This is a genomic window from Geodermatophilus normandii, assembly GCF_003182485.1.
In the GTDB taxonomy this organism is placed as follows: domain Bacteria; phylum Actinomycetota; class Actinomycetes; order Mycobacteriales; family Geodermatophilaceae; genus Geodermatophilus; species Geodermatophilus normandii.
In genome coordinates, this window is the sequence record NZ_QGTX01000001.1 from 410,186 (window position 1) to 425,216 (window position 15,031).

At 76.0% G+C, this 15,031-nt stretch carries 14 protein-coding genes; 5 read left to right on the forward strand and 9 right to left on the reverse strand.

The genetic code is table 11. The features are described 5' to 3' along the window. Positions 1-29: 29 nt before the first annotated feature. Genes flhA through JD79_RS02215 form a run of 4 tightly spaced genes read left to right on the forward strand, consistent with a single transcriptional unit; the run spans position 30 to position 5,513 of the window. On the forward strand, positions 30-2,060 hold the full coding sequence (gene flhA / locus JD79_RS02200; protein ID WP_245899558.1) for a flagellar biosynthesis protein FlhA: 2,031 nt from the start codon (positions 30-32) through the stop codon (positions 2,058-2,060). Next, complete coding sequence (locus JD79_RS02205) at positions 2,047-4,752, forward strand: hypothetical protein (RefSeq protein ID WP_146220366.1); 2,706 nt, start codon at positions 2,047-2,049, stop codon at positions 4,750-4,752. Before flhA ends, JD79_RS02205 begins: the two co-directional genes overlap by 14 nt. Further along, on the forward strand, positions 4,749-4,994 hold the full coding sequence (locus tag JD79_RS02210; protein ID WP_110004218.1) for a hypothetical protein: 246 nt from the start codon (positions 4,749-4,751) through the stop codon (positions 4,992-4,994). Before JD79_RS02205 ends, JD79_RS02210 begins: the two co-directional genes overlap by 4 nt. Positions 4,995-5,015: 21 nt before the next feature. Continuing rightward, positions 5,016-5,513, forward strand: coding sequence for a hypothetical protein (locus JD79_RS02215; protein ID WP_110004219.1), 498 nt, complete (start codon positions 5,016-5,018; stop codon positions 5,511-5,513). Between the two features lie 89 nt (positions 5,514-5,602). On the opposite strand, the gene phoH2 is transcribed toward JD79_RS02215, so the two are convergent. From phoH2 to JD79_RS02250, 7 genes are all read right to left on the reverse strand, one after another. Beyond that, positions 5,603-6,892: an RNA 5'-3' helicase PhoH2 gene (phoH2, locus tag JD79_RS02220; RefSeq protein WP_110007337.1), complete on the reverse strand. Its 1,290-nt coding sequence runs from the start codon at positions 6,890-6,892 to the stop codon at positions 5,603-5,605. A 241-nt stretch (positions 6,893-7,133) separates the two neighbouring features. Beyond that, positions 7,134-7,910, reverse strand: a complete 777-nt coding sequence (locus JD79_RS02225) for an ABC transporter permease (RefSeq protein WP_110004220.1) — start codon at positions 7,908-7,910, stop codon at positions 7,134-7,136. Next, positions 7,907-8,905, reverse strand: coding sequence for an ATP-binding cassette domain-containing protein (locus tag JD79_RS02230; protein ID WP_110004221.1), 999 nt, complete (start codon positions 8,903-8,905; stop codon positions 7,907-7,909). Before JD79_RS02230 ends, JD79_RS02225 begins: the two co-directional genes overlap by 4 nt. A 32-nt stretch (positions 8,906-8,937) precedes the next feature. Continuing rightward, positions 8,938-9,552, reverse strand: a complete 615-nt coding sequence (locus tag JD79_RS02235; RefSeq protein WP_110004222.1) for a PadR family transcriptional regulator — start codon at positions 9,550-9,552, stop codon at positions 8,938-8,940. 42 nt (positions 9,553-9,594) lie between these two features. Next, on the reverse strand, positions 9,595-9,903 hold the full coding sequence (locus JD79_RS02240; RefSeq protein WP_110004223.1) for a hypothetical protein: 309 nt from the start codon (positions 9,901-9,903) through the stop codon (positions 9,595-9,597). Positions 9,904-9,906: 3 nt separating this feature from the next. After that, positions 9,907-11,124, reverse strand: a complete 1,218-nt coding sequence (locus JD79_RS02245) for a DUF885 domain-containing protein (RefSeq protein WP_110004224.1) — start codon at positions 11,122-11,124, stop codon at positions 9,907-9,909. Between the two features lie 13 nt (positions 11,125-11,137). Beyond that, complete coding sequence (locus tag JD79_RS02250) at positions 11,138-11,917, reverse strand: isoprenyl transferase (protein WP_110007338.1); 780 nt, start codon at positions 11,915-11,917, stop codon at positions 11,138-11,140. Between the two features lie 135 nt (positions 11,918-12,052). Here JD79_RS02250 and trhA point away from each other — a divergent pair, with 135 nt between their 5' ends. Further along, positions 12,053-12,871 (forward strand): PAQR family membrane homeostasis protein TrhA, encoded by an 819-nt coding sequence (gene trhA / locus JD79_RS02255; protein ID WP_110004225.1) that lies wholly within the window; start codon positions 12,053-12,055, stop codon positions 12,869-12,871. A 16-nt stretch (positions 12,872-12,887) separates the two neighbouring features. On the opposite strand, the gene JD79_RS02260 is transcribed toward trhA, so the two are convergent. Continuing rightward, the gene (locus tag JD79_RS02260) at positions 12,888-14,057 is read right to left on the reverse strand and encodes a geranylgeranyl reductase family protein (protein ID WP_281270262.1); all 1,170 of its coding nucleotides are present in this window, start codon (positions 14,055-14,057) and stop codon (positions 12,888-12,890) included. A 110-nt stretch (positions 14,058-14,167) separates the two neighbouring features. Beyond that, positions 14,168-14,824, reverse strand: a complete 657-nt coding sequence (locus tag JD79_RS02265; protein WP_110004226.1) for a maleylpyruvate isomerase N-terminal domain-containing protein — start codon at positions 14,822-14,824, stop codon at positions 14,168-14,170. Between the last annotated feature and the right edge of the window lie 207 nt (positions 14,825-15,031).

A 15,031-nucleotide genomic window follows, 5' to 3' on the forward strand; every position in this document is an offset into this window, starting at 1 on the left:
CGGCTGCCGATGGACTGCCCGTGCGAGGGATGACCAAGGCAGCCGTGCCCATCGGCGTGGTGGCCATCGTCCTCATGCTGGTCGTGCCGCTGCCCGCGGCGGTGCTGGACCTGCTGCTCGGCCTGAACATCACCGCGTCCCTGCTGATCCTGCTGGTCGCCATGCAGATCAAGCGGTCGCTGGACTTCGCGGTCTTCCCCTCGCTGATCCTCATCGCGACGCTGTTCCGCCTCGCGCTCAACGTCTCCTCGACGCGGCTGGTCCTCACCGACGGCTACGCCGGCAAGGTCATCGAGGCGTTCGGGCACTTCGTGATCGGCGGCTCGCTCGTCGTCGGCCTGGTGATCTTCGTGATCCTCACGATCATCCAGTTCGTCGTCATCACCAACGGTGCCGGCCGCGTCGCCGAGGTCGGCGCGCGCTTCACCCTCGACGCGATGCCCGGCAAGCAGATGGCCATCGACGCCGACCTGAACGCCGGGCTGATCAACGAGAAGCAGGCGCGCAAGCGGCGCACCGAGGTCACCGCCGAGGCCGACTTCTACGGCTCGATGGACGGTGCCTCGAAGTTCGTCAAGGGCGACGCCATCGCGGCCATCATCATCACGATCATCAACCTGGTCGGCGGGTTCGCCGTCGGGGTCATGCAGCGCGGGATGGCGCCCGGCGACGCCGTCGCCACCTTCTCGCTGCTGACCGTCGGCGACGGCCTGGTCTCGCAGATCCCCGCGCTGCTGCTGTCCACCGCGACCGGCATCATCGTGACCCGCTCGGCCAGCGAGGCCGACATGGGCACCGACCTGCTCGCCCAGCTCGGCCGGTTCAGGCAGCCCGTCCGCATCGCCGGCGGCGCCGCGCTGGCGCTGTGCCTGATCCCCGGGCTGCCGAAGCTGCCGTTCCTCGTGATCGGCGGGGTCTTCCTGTTCATGGCCTCCCGCATGCAGGAGGTCCCGCCCGAGGACGACGAGACGCCGGCGATCGCCGCCGCCGAGGAGCCGGCACCCGACTCCCCCGAGGCGATCGCCGAGCGCATGCGGGTCGACCCGCTGGAGCTCGAGGTGGCCTTCGACCTGGTCGACCTGGTCGACTCCTCCCGCGGCGGCGACCTGCTCGACCGGGTCAAGGCGCTGCGCCGGAAGGTCGCGATGGAGACCGGCCTGGTCATCCCGCTGGTGCGCACCCGCGACAACCTCGACCTGCCGGCGTCGCAGTACGTCATCTGGCTCAACGGCGTCCCGGCGGCCAAGGGCATCTCGCCCGCCGGCACCGTGCTGGCCATCGGCGACGCCCTCGACGGGCTGCCCGGCCGGCCCACCCGCGAGCCGGTGTTCGGCCTGCCGGCCAAGTGGGTGCCGGTCGAGCTGCAGCGGCAGGCGGAGATGGCCGGCGCCACCGTCGTCGACCGCTCCTCCGTCATCACCACCCACCTCGCCGAGGTGGTCCGGCAGAACGCCGCCGAGCTCCTCGGCCGCGAGGACGTGCGGCTGCTGGTGGAGATGGTCAAGCGGACCCACCCGGTCGTCGTCGAGGAGCTCACCCCGGCGCTGCTCACCCTCGGCGAGGTGCAGCGGGTGCTGCACGCGCTGCTCGAGGAGAACGTCTCCATCCGCGACCTGGTGCGCATCTTCGAGGCGCTGTCGCTGCGGGCGAAGACCTCGACCGACCTCGACGGGCTGGTCGAGGCGGTGCGCTCCGCGCTCGGCTCGGCGATCAGCCACCCCTACGTCACGCCCGACGAGCGGCTGCACGTGCTCACCGTCGAGCCCGGCTTCGAGCAGCGGCTGCTGGAGGCGGTCCGGCACGGCGACGGCGGCCAGGTGCTGGCGCTGGACGCCGGCTCGGTCGACGCCCTGGTGACCGGCTGCAGCGGGCTGCTCGAGGACGCCGAGCAGCACGGTCTGTCCCCCGTCCTCGTGTGCTCCCCGCAGGTGCGGGCCGCGCTGTCCCGCCTGATGCGTCAGGTCCTCCCCCGCCTGCCGGTGATCTCGTACTCCGAGGTCTCCCGGACGGCCCAGATCGAGTCACTGGGAGTGGTGAACGGTGCCGTTGCCATCCGTTGAGGCGCCCACGCCCGAGGCCGCCGTCGCGGCGGCGCGGGAGCGGTACGGGCACGCGGTGCGGATCGTCGGCGTGCGCCGCATCCGCTCCGGCGGCGTGCTGGGCTTCTTCGCCACCGAGCGCTTCGTCGCCGAGGTGGAGGAGGTCGAGCCGGCCCGGCGCGCCCCCGCGCCGAAGTCGGAGTCCGCGCGCCGCATCGAGGCCGCGCTCAGCCGTGACCCCGGCCCGCTGCAGGACACCGGCGCCTTCCTGCGGGCGACCGAGATGCACCGCGGCCGGCCCGCGGCGGCCCGCCCCACCGCCCGACCGGCCGCGCCCCGCGAGCTGCCCGACCCGGTCGCCGAGCTGGCCGGCCTGCTCGGCTCCGCCGACGGCGACCCCGGCGCCGGCCTGTACTCCCGCGCGTCGGTGAGCACGCCGCGCCGCCCGGCTCCCGCTGCCGCCGCGCGCCGCCCGGCTCCCGCTGCCGCCGCGTTCCGCCCGGCTGCCGCACCCCGCACCGCGGCCCCTGCCGCTGCGGCTCCCGCTGCTCCCGCTCCGGCCGCCCGCCGGACCGGCCGCGCCCCGGTGCGGCCCCCGGCGACGCCGGCCGAGGCCGCCGGCCCGTCGCTGTTCACCGCCGCGCTGGCCCAGGTCGTCGCCGGCGACCGCGAGGTGCGCGAGGCCGTGGACGACGCCGTCCGCTCGGCCGCCGCGCTGTCGGCCGCCGAGGCCCTGCGCGCGGTCCAGGAGGTCGCCGACGCGACCGCCGCCGCGACGGCCAGGGACGAGGAGCCCGAGCTGTCCTCGGTGCTGCGGACGCCGGAGCCGGCGCCCGCGCCGTCGACGCCGCTGGCCGCCGCGCTCGCCGCGGCGATGGCCGCACCCGCTGCCGCGCCGGCTCCTGCGCCCGTCGCGCCGCTCGCCGAGGAGCCCGCCGTCGAGGAGCCCGCCGTCGAGGAGCCCGCCGTCGAGGAGGCCGCCGTCGAGGAGCCCGCCGTCGAGGTGGCCGAGGCCGTCGAGGTGGCCGAGGCCGTCGAGGTGGCCGTGCCCGGCGTGGACATGTGGGCCGACCCCGTGCCGGTCTCCTGTCCCGCCGTCTCCCCCGAGCCCGTCGCCCAGGTCCACGAGGACGTCGTCGACGAGGTTCTCGAGGAGGCCGCCGAGGAGCCCGCCGACGAGGTCCCGGCCGACGACGAGGTCCCGGCCGACGACGAGGACTCGCTGCTCACCGACCTGCTCGGGCCCGTCGAGGAGCCCGCCGTCGAGGAGCACGCCGTCGAGGAGCCCGCTGTCGAGGAGCCCGCTGTCGAGGAGCCCGCCGTCGGGACCGCCGCCGTGGCCCTCGTGCTCGACGACGAGCCCGTCACGGACGTGCTGCCGGCCGTCGTCGCGGAGCCCATCGAGGTGCCGGCGCCGCGGCCGGTGGCCGAGTGGGCCGCGGAGCCCGACCTCACCGGCCCCGTCACCGGGCGCGAGGAGGCCATCGCCGAGGTGCTGCGCGCCGCCCTGGCGCACGACACCCCCGACGACGCCCTCACCGACATCCTCCGCGGCGTGCTCGCCAGCGCCTCGACGCAGGGCGGCGTGCACCGCGGCCGCCCGCCGGTCCCGGCGCCCTCGCAGCGCGCCGACCAGGAGCCGGCCTGGGTCGAGGCCTCGGCCGAGTCCGACGAGTGGGAGGTCGAGGAGGCGGTGCTCGCGCCGACCGCCAGCGACCCCGCGCCGCTCGCGCTCGACTCCACCGCCGTCCTGCCGCCGCTGTCCCTGCTGCCGCCGCCCACCCCCGGCGCGGAGCTGGCCGTGCCGCGGCTCCTCGGGCGCCCGCCCGTGCCGCCGGCCCGCCGCCTGCCGCCGGTGCCCGGCCAGGCCGTCGCCCGCGTGGCCGCCCCGGCGCCGGGCCTGGCGACCGTGACCCGCCTGCCGGTCGACGCCCGTGCCGGCCGCGGCTGGACCCCGGGTCGTGTCGTCGTGTCGTCGGTCCGCGAGGCCGGCACCACGCCCGCCGGCCGCGGCTGGGTCGACCCGCGCCTGGTCGAGGCCGCCGGGACCGTCGCGCGGCTGCGCGCGCTCGGTGTCCCGGAGGACCTGCTCGGCGCCGGCTTCACCGGCGAGGTCGCCGACGCCGGCACCTACGCGGCGCTCACCCGGGCGCTCGGCGCTGCGCTGCCGGTGGCGCCGCCGGCCCCGACCGGCGCCGGTGAGGTGCTGCTGGTGGTCGGTCCGGGCGTCGAGACGCTCGCCGCCGCCCGCTCGCTGGCGGCCACCATGCGCCTGGACGCCGACCGGCTGCAGTGGGCCACCCGCGGGGACCTCGCCGCGCTGGCGCCCGAGGGCGGACGGATCACCTCGGTCGACACGGCGATCGCCCGCAAGCAGGAGGCCGCCGTCGCGGGGACGCCGACCGTCGTGGCGGTGGACGCCCCGATGCGCGCCGGTGCCCGCACGTGGCTGGAGCAGATCATGGCGATCTTCTCGCCGGCGGGCGTGTGGGCCGTCGTCGAGGCGACCCGCAAGCCCGAGGACGTCGGCCCGTGGCTGGACGCGCTCCCCCGCGTCGACGCCCTCGTCGTCCAGGACACCGACCTGACCGCCGACCCCGCCGCCGTGCTGGGCCGGACGACGGTGCCGGTGGCCCTCATCGACGGGGCGCGGGCCACCGCGCACCGCTGGGCCTCCCTGCTGTGCGAGCGGCTGGAGAGCGCTGAGTCATGAGCCCGCTGCGCTGGGACGTGCTCACGGTGGGGCTCGTGCTGGCCCTGCCGGTGCTCGCGCTGTACCTGCGCGGTGACTTCACGGTCGACGAGGTGGCCGCCCGGCTGCCCTGGTGCCTGCTCGCCGGCTGGGGCGCGGTGGCGCTGCTGCGCTGGGCCGCGACGCCGCGGACCCGCCCCGCCGACCGCCGCGCCCGCGCGACGTCGGCCCTCCCCGACGAGGACCCCGCCCCCGTCCCCTGACCCGCTCCCGCGGCGTCGTTCGTGCTCCTGCGGTGCTGCGACAGCGCCGTCGACGCCGCGCTGGCCAGCGGTCACCTGTCGCGGGAGGACCTGACCGCCTGCCTCGAGCGGATGGGTCCGGTGCCCGGCTCCCGCCGCGCCGCACGCGTCACGACGTTCGCGGACGGACGCAGCGAGAGCGTCGGCGAGAGCCGCAGCCGGGTGCTCCTCCACCGGCTCGGGATCCCGGCTCCCGACCTGCAGGTGCGGCTCCTGCGGCCGAACCGGTCGGTGATCGGCCGGTGCGACTTCGGCTGGCGTGAGCACCGGACCGTCGGCGAGTTCGACGGGCGTGTGGAGTACCGGGCCGACGAGGGCCGCGACCCGGGCGACGTCGTCTTCCGAGAGGAGCTCCGCGAGGACGAGATCCGCGACGCGGGGTGGGAGGTGGCCCGCTGGACCTGGGCCGACCTCGACACCCCGTCCGTGGTCGATCGCCGCATCCGCCGGGCGCCCAGCCGGGCCGGGCGACCGCGCTGACCGGCTCTTGCGGTGTTCCCGTCGCTCCCGCGGTCCTGCAGGGCCGCGAGAGCGGTCGGGACACCGCAAGAGCCCGGTCGGTCAGCCGGTCAGAGGGGGAAGTCCTCCAGCATCTCGGTGACCAGGGCGGCGATCGGCGAGCGCTCCGAGCGGGTGAGCGTCACGTGCGCGAACAGCGGGTGGCCCTTGAGCTGCTCGACCACCGCGGCCACGCCGTCGTGCCGGCCGACCCGCAGGTTGTCCCGCTGGGCGACGTCGTGGGTGAGCACCACCCGCGACCCGCTGCCCAGCCGCGACAGCACGGTCAGCAGCACGCCGCGCTCCAGCGACTGCGCCTCGTCGACGATCACGAACGAGTCGTGCAGCGAGCGCCCGCGGATGTGCGTCAGCGGCAGCACCTCGATGAGGTCGCGCGCGGCGATCTCCTCGAGGACCGCCGTGGACACCAGCGCGCCGAGGGTGTCGTAGACCGCCTGCGCCCACGGGGACATCTTGTCGCCCTCGCTGCCGGGCAGGTACCCGAGCTCCTGCCCGCCGACGGCGTACAGCGGCCGGAAGATCACGACCTTCTTGTGCGCCCGCCGCTCCATCACCGACTCCAGCCCGGCGCAGATCGCCAGCGCCGACTTGCCGGTGCCCGCCCGCCCGCCGAGCGAGACGATCCCGACCTCCGGGTCGAGCAGCAGGTCCAGCGCCACCCGCTGCTCGGCCGAGCGCCCGTGCAGCCCGAACGCCTCGCGATCGCCGCGCACCAGCCGCACCTGCTTGTCCGGCGTCACCCGCCCCAGCGCCGACCCGCGCGAGCTCAGCAGCACCAGCCCGGTGTGCGCGGGCAGCTCCGCGGCCGCCGGCACGTACACCTCGCCGGTGTCGTAGAGGGCCGAGAGCTCGGCGTCCTCCAGCGACAGCTCGGCCATGCCGGTCCAGCCTGCGTCGACGGCGTCGAGCACGCGGTACTCGTCGGTGTCCAGGCCGACCGCCGCCGCCTTGACCCGCAGCGGCACGTCCTTGGTGATCAGGCAGACGTCGCGGCCCTCGGCGCGCAGGTTGAGCGCCACCACCATGATCCGGCTGTCGTTGCTGTCGTTGCGGAAGCCGGCCGGGAGCACCGCGGCGTCGCTGTGGTTGAGCTCGACGTGCAGCGTGCCGCCGTCCTCCCCCACCGGCACCGGCGCGTCGAGCCGCCCGTGGGTGACCCGCAGGTCGTCGAGCAGTCGCAGCGCCTGGCGGGCGAACCAGCCGAGCTCGGGGTGGTGCCGCTTGTCCTCGAGCTCCCCGATGACGACCAGCGGGAGCACCACGTCGGCGTCGCCGAAGCGCAGCAGCGCGCGGGGGTCGGAGAGCAGGACGGAGGTGTCGAGGACGTACGTGCGGCGCATGGTCACGGTCGACTCCCGATGGGGCGCGTGCTGCGCCCCGGCTCGAAGGTGGCCGGGTCCCGGCGCAGGGGCCGGGGACCGGCCCCCTCGGTGGACGTGGACGTCAGCACCAACCGGGCCTCCCGTGGACGGCGGAGCGGGCCCGTCGTCCACCCCGGACGCTAGAGCCGTGAGGTGACAGTCACATGACGACGAGGCGGCGTGTCATCCCTCGGGGGGACCCACGAGTCCCTCCCGTCGCTCAACTGGACTCCCGCCGGAACCGCCGGACGCCGAACCACCAGCCCAGCGCCGCCATCGCCAGGGTCAGCCCGAGCCCCCACCACGCCGTCGCGGAGGTGTACGAACCGTCGAACAGCGACCGCACGCCGTCGACGACGTGCTTGAGCGGGTTGACGTCGCTGACCGCCTGCAGCCACCCCGGCGCCAGGCTCATCGGCAGCAGGATCCCCGACAGCAGCAGGACGGGCAGGACGACGGCGTTGAGCAGCGGCGCGAACGCGTCCTCGCTCTTCAGCGTCAGGGCCAGCGCGTACGACACCGCCGAGAAGGCCGCGCCCAGCAGCGCGACGAGGGCCAGCGCCAGCACCACCCCCAGCACCGGCGCCCGCAGCCCGAGCGGGAGCGACACCAGCACCAGCACCGTCCCCTGGACCAGCAGGACGACGACGTCGCGCAGCACCCGGCCCAGCAGCAGCGCCGTGCGACTGGCCGGGGTCACCCGCTGGCTCTCCACGACGCCGGCCCGCCACTCGGCGATCAGGCCGAAGCCGACGAACAGCGCACCGAAGATGCCCAGCTGCACGAGGATCCCGGGCACGAACACCTGGTAGGCGTTGCCCGACCCGAGCTGGCCCGACAGCGGCTCCAGCAGCGGCCCGAACAGCAGGATGTAGAGCACCGGCTGGGTCAGGCCGATGACCACCCACGCCGGGTTGCGCAGCGAGAGCCGCATCGCGCGCGCGAAGACCGTCCAGGTGTCGCGGCCGATGCCGTTGGTGGCGACCGGCAGGGTCATCGCAGTGCTCCTTCCGGCTGGGGGACGACGGGCGCGACGGGCGTGCCCTCCTCGCGCAGCGACCGCCCGGTCAGCCCGAGGAAGACGTCGTCGAGACTGGGCCGGCGGCTCTCGATGCCGGCGATGCCCAGGCCCGCGGCGTCGAGCTCGCGGACCAGCTGCACCAGGGCGGCGCCGCCGTGGGGGACGCGGCCGACCACCCGGTCGCCGTGCACCTGCGGGGCCTCGGCACCCGGCAGCCCGGCGACCAGCCGCGCGACCTCGCCCGCCTCGTCGGCGCGGGCGGCCGTGACGGTGAGGACGTCGCCGCCGACGCCGGACTTCAGCGCGTCCGGCGTGCCCTCGGCGACGATCGCGCCCGAGTCGATGACGAGGATCCGGTCGCACAGCGCGTCGGCCTCGTCGAGGTAGTGGGTGGTGAGGAAGACCGTCGTCCCCCGCTCCTCGCGCAGTCCGCGGACGTGCTGCCACAGGTTGGCCCGGGCCTGCGGGTCGAGGCCGGTCGTGGGCTCGTCGAGGAAGACCAGCCCCGGCTCGTGCACCAGCCCCATCGCGATGTCGAGGCGGCGCCGCTGGCCGCCGGACATCGCCTTGGGCCTGCGCTCCCACAGCCCCTCGAGGTCGAGCTCGGTGAACAGCCGGCGGCCGCGGGCGGTGGCGTCGGCGGTGCTCATGCCGTAGAGGCGGCCGTGGTCGACGACCTCCTCCCCCGCCAGCGCCTCGGGCTGGGTGGAGCCGCTCTGCGAGACGTAGCCGATGCGGCGGCGCACGCCGACCGGGTCGGCCAGCAGGTCGCAGCCGGCCACGGTCGCGGTGCCCGCGGTGGGCACCAGCAGCGTGGTGAGCATGCGCAGGGTGGTGGTCTTGCCGGCCCCGTTGGGACCCAGGAAGCCGACGATCTCGCCGGCCGCGACGTCGAGGTCTACACCGGCGACGGCACGGACCTCCTGCTTCTTCCTCCGGAAGGTGCGGGCGAGCCCGCGGGCCTCGATCACGCGGGCAGTGTTCAACTTTGACTAGCGGGCGGTCAACCCGTTTCCGGCGCGTCGCCCAGCACCGCCGGCGGCCAGACGCCGTCGACCGGGAGGTCGGGGCCGGGCTCCTCGCCGGCGAACCGGTAGTGCCCGGCGTCGAGGCGCCCGCAGACCTCGCGCACCCACGCGCGCTCGCCCTCGATCCAGTGCCCGGTGACCTGGAACAGCTCGGCGGTGGTCGCCGGCGCCAGCCGGTCGGTGACCACGCTGCGCACCCGTGCCGCCGTGCCGGACGCCGCGGCCTCGAGGTGCAGCGCCCGCGCCCGGAGCGCCTCCCGCACCTCCGCCCGCGGCAGGACCGTCACGAAGCACAGCCCGGCCAGCAGCCGCGAGGGGTCACCGGGTGCGGGCTCGCGCAGCGCCAGGTCCAGCAGCCGGCGGAACTCCACCTCGCCGTCGGGGGTGAGCCGGTAGGACACCGGGTCGCCGGGCACCTCGTCGACCAGGCCGTGGCTGGCCAGCGTCCGCAGGCCCGAGTAGATCGAGCCCGGCTTGACGTGCGCCCAGTCCTCGACCTGCCAGCTCAGCAGCTCGCGGCGCAGCAGGTAGCCGTGCACCGGCTGGAACACCCGCACCGCCCCGAGCAGCAGCAGCCGCGTGGTCGACATGCGCCCACTGTGCCCGGACGGGACCGCGCCGGGACAGCGACCTCACTCGGAGCGGCGGTCCCTGGGCACGTCGGGCAGCCAGGGCAGCTCGCGGGTGGGCGGCGTCCGCGGCGGGACGTCGTCCGGCGGTGGCCAGCCGGCCAGGTCGTCGTCCGGGGGCCACTCGTCGCGGGAGCGCCGGCCGCCCCGTGGCCGCAGCGCCACCAGCGCCCACACCAGCGGGACCGCGAGCACCGGCCACTGCACGCGGAGGTCGCCGATCCACACCAGGCCCGCGAGCAGCAGCGCGAACAGCCAGCCCGCCGTCCACAGGCCGAGTGCGCGGGCCTCCCGGGGATCGCGGCGGGGCACCGGTCAGGCGGCCGACAGCTCGGCGGTGACGACGGCGGGGGTCAGCGGCTCGTCGAGCAGGCGGACGAAGCGGTCGGCGACGTCCTGCCCCTCCGGCCGGGCGGCCAGCCAGCGCTGGAGCAGGTCGTAGCCCTCGACGTAGGTGGTGATGTAGGCCCGCCACAGCGGATGGGTGAGGAAGCGCAGCTGCTGCCGGGCGCGGTCGGGGCTGACCAGCGACCAGCGCTGGATGTAGGCGGCCACCTCGTCGGCGTCGGCACCGCGGTCGTGCAGCATGACGGCGGCGTCCTGGCGCACGCGGTTGAGCGGCGCGGCGGCCGCGGCGATCCGCTCGGCGAGGTGCCCGTCGAAGCGCAGTCCCAGGTCACCGAGCACCTCGGCGCCCCAGGGACCCCACCCCCTGCCGACGGCGGCGTCGACGCCGAGGTCGGCCAGGCCCTCGGCCATGAGGCACTCGGGCGTGTTCACCAGGAACACCGTGTGCTCGAGGTGCCCGTCGCGCTCGACCAGCCCGCGCTCCTTGCGGCAGTGCTCGGTGTGGTGGCCGGGGTAGGACTCGTGCGCCACCAGGTGGGCGAGCTGGCTGAGCCGGTGCGGCAGGTCGGCGTTGATGGCCACCCGGGAGCGGAAGTCGCCCTCGTAGTAGTTGAAGCCCGACCACGGCTTGTCGGTGACCACCTCGTAGCGGACCGTCTCGACCTCGGGCAGGCCGTAGCGGCCGCGCACCCGGTCGCGCAGGGCGCTGGACAGCGCGTGCACCGCCGCCTCCAGCCGCTGCGGCGGGCACTCCTCGCGACGGCGGTGCGCGGCGTAGCGCTCGGCCAGCGTGCCGTCGCCGGGCAGCAGCGCGTCGAGCTCGGCGTGCGCGGCGGCGTAGGAGGCGGCGTCGCCGAGGACGAGGTCGACCTGGAAGTAGCTGCGCACCTCGTCGAGGAAGCCGACCGGCTCACCGCTCATCTTCCGGGCGCTGCACTCCAGGCCGGTCAGCTGGCCGCGGAGGAAGGCCGTGCGGTCCTCGGCGAGGCCGGCGGCGTCGAGCTCGCGCAGCAGCGCGCGGGCCTGGTCGCGCAGCCCCTGCGGGGTGGGCGCCGGCTCGCTCTCCACCTCGGCGCGGATCCGCTTCTCCCCGGTGTAGGCGTCGACGAAGCCGGCCTCCAGCCGGTCGAAGCGCAGTCCCAGCCGCACGTACTCGAGGGGGACGTCGACGGCGCCGGGAGACATGCGCCCGAGTCTGTCACCCACCGAAACGGCGGTGCCGCGCCCCGTAGGCCCGCAGCGCGCGCAGGAAGTCCACCCGCCGGAAGTCGGGCCAGTAGACGTCGGTGAAGTAGAACTCCGAGTGCGCCGTCTGCCAGAGCAGGAAACCCGACAGCCGCTGCTCGCCGCTGGTGCGGATGACGAGGTCGGGGTCGGGCTGGCCGCGGGTGTAGAGGTGCTCGGCGATGTGCTCGACGTCGAGGGACTCGACCAGCTCGTCCAGCGACGTCCCCCGGCTGGCGTGGTCGGCCAGCAGCGAGCGGACGGCGTCGGCGATCTCCCGGCGCCCGCCGTACCCGACGGCGAGGTTGACCGTCGCGCCCGGCCGGGCGCGGGTGACCTCCTCGGCCTCCTTCAGGACGGTGACCGTCTCGGCCGGCAGCAGGCCCAGCGCGCCGACCGGGTGCAGCTGCCAGCGGCGGTCGGGGGCGGAGAGGTCCAGGGCGACGCCCTCGATGATCCGCAGCAGCGGCGTCAGCTCCGGCTCGGGCCGCGAGAGGTTGTCGGTGGAGAGCAGGAAGAGGGTGACCACCTCGACGCCGGCCTCGTCGCACCAGCCGAGGAAGGAGGCGATCCGGTCGGCGCCGCGGCGGTGCCCGGCGTTCGGGTCGAGCAGCCCGGTGGCGCGCGCCCAGCGGCGGTTGCCGTCGATGATCGCGCCGACGTGGCGGGGGACGTCGGCGCCGACCAGCTGCTGCGCCAGCCGGCGCTCGTAGAGCTGGGTCAGCGCGTCGCGGACCCACTGGCGCGCCCCCACGGCGCCCACACTAGGCGTCCGGGGACGCCGCCGTTCCGCAGCCTCCCGGGCGCGCGTCGGGGCTCCGCGCGGATGACGGCGAACTCACAGGTCGCTGCCGGTGCAGGCCGACCTACGCCTCCGTAACCTCGGTGCATGAGCCTCTCCCCCGACGACCGCCGGCGTGTCCGGGTGCAGGCCGACGACGGGGCCGAACTCGAGGCCCCGCGCGGTCCGGCCGTGGCCACGGTCCTGGAGGAGGGGCAGCAGGTCGAGGGGACCTGGACCGCCGAGGACTTCGACGACGACGACTGGGACCACCCCGACACCCGGCCGCGGATGCGCGGCTGGCTGCACCTGTTCGCGTTCTTCGGCGCGATCGCCGCCGGCGCGGTGCTCATCCCGCTGGGCTCGGTGCTCGGCGCCCGGGCCGGCTTCTCCGTCGCCGTCTACTGCCTCACGATCTGCGGGCTGTTCGGCATCAGCGCGCTCTACCACCGCCGGCGCTGGTCACCCCGCGGCTGGCGGATCATGAAGCGGCTCGACCACTCGATGATCTTCCTGTTCATCGCGGGCACGTACACGCCGTTCTCGCTGCTCGCCGTCGACCAGCCCCTGGGCTACTGGATCCTCGGCGGCGTCTGGGCCGGGGCCCTGGCCGGCGTCTGCCTCAAGCTGACCTGGCCCACGGCGCCGCGCTGGGTGGGCGTGCCGCTCTACATCGGCCTGGGCTGGGTCGCCGTCTTCATCCTCACCGACATCCTGCACATCGCCGGCGTGACGTCGCTGGTGCTGCTCGCGGCGGGCGGGGTGCTCTACACGGTCGGCGGCGTGGCCTACGCGATCAAGAAGCCGAACCCGTGGCCGGGCGTGTTCGGCTACCACGAGGTCTTCCACGCGATGACCATCGTGGCCGCGATCTGCCACTACATCGCCGTCTACTTCGCGATGTACAACTCGCCGTTCGTGGGCTGACCCGCGCGGGTCCCGCTCAGGCGAAGAGCGGACGCTCGTCGAGGCGGCGGGAGACGCGGCCGGCGAGGCGCCAGGCCCGGGCGACGACGTCGCGGTCGGCGTCGGTGACCAGGTTGCCCATCACCCGCAGCGCCACCGTCATCAGCAGGCGGGAGCGCATGCCGACCGGTCCCGCCGCGGGCAGCAGGCGCGGCAGGGTGAGCAACCCGGCCAGCCGGCGGGCGATGGAGAACGCCTCGCCGTAGTGGCCGCGCAGGGTGGCCGGCCACGCCGCGGACCAGTCGGCCTCACCGAGCATCCCGGCCAGCGTGCGTCCGGTCTCCAGGCCGTAGTCGATGCCCTCGCCGTTGAGCGGGTTGACGCACCCGGCGGCGTCGCCGACCAGCGCCCAGTTCCGCCCGGCCACACCGGACACCGCCCCGCCCATCGGCAGCAGCGCCGACGCGGGCGCCTGCACCGGTCCCGACAGCTGCCAGTCCCCGCGGCGGGCGGTCGCGTAGGTCTCCAGCAGCGCCCTGAGCTGCACCCCGGCCGGCCGGCGCGCGGTGGCCAGCGTGCCGACGCCGATGTTCACCTGCCCGGCCGCCGCGCCGAGCGGGAACACCCACCCGTAGCCCGACAGCAGCTCCCTCTCGGCGTCGCGCAGCTCCAGGTGCGAGGAGATCCACTCGTCGTCGCTGCGCCCGGAGGCGACGTAGCCGCGGGCGGCGACGCCGTAGGCGGTGTCGCGGTGCCACTCCCGCCCGAGGACCCGCCCGAGGGGCGAGCGGACGCCGTCGGCGACGACCAGCCGCTGGCAGCGCACGGTGGACCGCTCCCCGCCGACGTCGAACACCACGCCGCGCACCCGGTCGCCGTCGCGCTCGACGTCGACCGCCCGGGCACCCTCCAGCGGCGTCGCGCCGGACCGCAGCGCGCAGGCGCGGATGCGGGCGTCGAGCTCGGTGCGCGGCACGGCGCTGCCGTGGTCGGGGAACGCCCCGCCGGGCCAGGGCAGCTCCCAGACCCGGCCGAAGCCGGCGGCGCGCAGGCCGCGGTTGCGGGCCCTGCTGCGCGCCCAGTCGCCGAGGCCGAGCCGGTCGAGCTCGGCGACCGCGCGCGGCGTCAGCCCGTCGCCGCAGGCCTTGTCGCGCGGGAAGACGGCGGCGTCGGCGAGCAGGACGTCGCCCCCCCGCGCGCCGCCCACGCGGCGGCGGCCGATCCGGCCGGCCCGGCTCCCACCACCAGGACGTCGGTGGCGGTGGGGACGGCAGCGGCGGCGGGCACGCCCCCAGTGTCCCTGGTCAGCGCCGCGCGCTAGCCGAACAGGGGGAAGCGGCCGGCGGACCCGCCCAGCGCGGCGCGGTCGGCGGCGGTCAGCGGCTCCCGGCCGGTGCCGCGGCGGGCGGCGGTGGCGTCGTCCCACCCGTCCGGGAGGGCGCCGCCGAGCAGCGCCCCGAGCACCCGCCGGACCTCGGCCAGCCCGTCGGCCGGCGGCCCGGGCCGGTCCAGGTGCGCCACCAGGTCGAGGTGGTGCACCGCGGCCTCGACGGCGAGCGTGGACGTCAGGTCGCCGGCACGGACCACCCGGCCTTGCGTCGCCACGAGGTCGCCGGGGTCGACGCGGCCCGCGGCCACGCAGACCGCGGCCGCCGTCTCCGCGTACAGCGGCGCCAGGTTCGGCATGCCGCCCGCGACGCTGGCCCGCACGCGGGTGCGCCACGCGGTGGAGTCGTCGTCCTCGGGCGTGGGCTGCCACGAGCGCCAGTACGCGACGGCGTCGGTGGTGGCCGGCCCGGCCGCCGGGGTGGCCAGCGCGACCAGTCCCCGGCGGGCGTCGTCGAGCAGGTGCTGGGTGAGGTCGAGGACCGCCCAGCCCGCGCAGCCGCTGGGCCGGTCCCCCTCCTCCGGCGTCAGGTCGCCGACCAGGCCGGACAGGGCGCCGTAGGCGGACCGCAGCAGCTCCAGGCTCACCCCGGCAGCCTGGCAGCTCACAGCTGCGGGCCGCGCTCAACGACGGGCGCCGACTACGCCTGTGGGGACGTAGCCAGAACGGTCCTGGGCCGGCCGCGAGAGCACACACGCCGCTCGTGCGGCCGGTCGGACGTGCGCGCTGGCCCGTCCGGGTGAGGCGGCATCCGTGTCGGCACCAGCCGCGGTGCTGCGTGCCGATGCTCCTCG